The sequence below is a fragment of the Nitratidesulfovibrio oxamicus genome (assembly GCF_015731765.1).
GTDB classification, from domain to species: Bacteria; Desulfobacterota; Desulfovibrionia; order Desulfovibrionales; family Desulfovibrionaceae; genus Cupidesulfovibrio; species Cupidesulfovibrio oxamicus.
The window spans coordinates 1-1,137 of the sequence record NZ_VRYY01000607.1 but is presented as its reverse complement, the minus strand read 5'-3'; the positions used below and the strand labels follow the sequence as shown (position 1 = coordinate 1,137).

Genomic DNA, 1,137 nt, shown 5'->3' with positions numbered 1-1,137 from the left:
CGGGCGTGGGGGCCGCGCCGGGGGCCTGTTGCGCGCACAACGCAAACAGGTGGCGCAGCAGCACGGCGGCGTCGGCGCTGCCGCCTCCCAGTCCCGCCCCGTGCGGGATGTGCTTTTCCAGATGCACCGCAAGGCCGGGGCGAAACCCGGTGGCCGCCGCGAACCGTTCGTACGCGGTGACCACGGTGTTGCGGGCCGTGTCAACCTCCGGCTCGGTGCAGGTGAAGGCAATGCCCGCTTCCGACCGGGGCGCTACGTGCAGCAGGTCGCACGGCTCCGGCAGGGGCAGGAACAGGGTATCCAGTTCGTGGTAGCCGTCGGGCCGCACGCCGGTGATGCGCAGGTACAGGTTTATCTTGCATCCCGCGTGCAGGGTGACGGCGCCGGGCGCGGGTGTGTCGTGGGTGCTCACGCGGTGGCGCCCGCGTTGCGGCGCAGCGTTTCCACGGTCAGGTGGCCGTTGGTGAATACGCACAGTTCCCCGGCAATGGCCATGGCCTCGCGGACCACGGTTTGCGCGTCCAGCGCGGTGTGCCGGGACAGGGCGCGGGCAGCGGACAGGGCATAGGGGCCGCCGCTGCCGATGGCGGCAATGCCGTCGTCAGGCTCGATGACGTCGCCGGTGCCGGTCAGGATGAGGATGGTTTCCGCGTCGGCCACCAGCAGCATGGCCTCCAGCCTGCGCAGGTACTTGTCCTTGCGCCAGTCCTTGGCCAGTTCCACGGCGGCTCGGGTAAGGTTGCCGCCGAATTCCTCCAGCTTGGCCTCGAAGCGCTCGAACAGGGTGAACGCATCTGCCGTGGCCCCGGCAAAGCCCGCCAGCACCCTGTCGCGGTACAGGCGGCGCACCTTGCGGGCGGTGTGCTTCATGACCACGCTCTGCCCCATGGTCACCTGGCCGTCACCGGCCATGGCCACGCCGTCCGCGTCGCGCACGGCAAGGATGGTGGTACCCTTCAGTTCCATATGGTTGTTCCTTCGGCGCTGTCGCGCCGGTTTGGCAATGGTTGGGGGCGCGTGAGCAGGCCAGGTTGAGCGCCAGTCGCGCGCGGGTGGGGTGCAGGTCACGTGCTGGTCTGGCCGCCGCCCGGCTCGCGGTCGCGGGCAAGCTGCCCGGCAAGGACCTGAAACGCCGCG

2 protein-coding genes are annotated in these 1,137 nt (G+C 70.2%); both read right to left on the bottom strand.

Annotated elements, in window-relative coordinates:
* On the bottom strand, positions 1-412 hold a 412-nt coding region (locus FVW20_RS16175; RefSeq protein ID WP_372435013.1), incomplete at its 3' end, for a 4-(cytidine 5'-diphospho)-2-C-methyl-D-erythritol kinase.
* On the bottom strand, positions 409-966 hold the full coding sequence (gene hslV, locus FVW20_RS16170) for an ATP-dependent protease subunit HslV (protein ID WP_196610402.1): 558 nt from the start codon (positions 964-966) through the stop codon (positions 409-411). The genes hslV and FVW20_RS16175, both read right to left, overlap by 4 nt.
* Positions 967-1,137 lie beyond the last annotated feature (171 nt).

Coding starts and splice junctions, on each gene's coding strand:
- hslV (WP_196610402.1), bottom strand. CDS start 966: ATGGAACTGAAGGGTACCACCATCCTTGCCGTGCGCGACGCGGACGGC.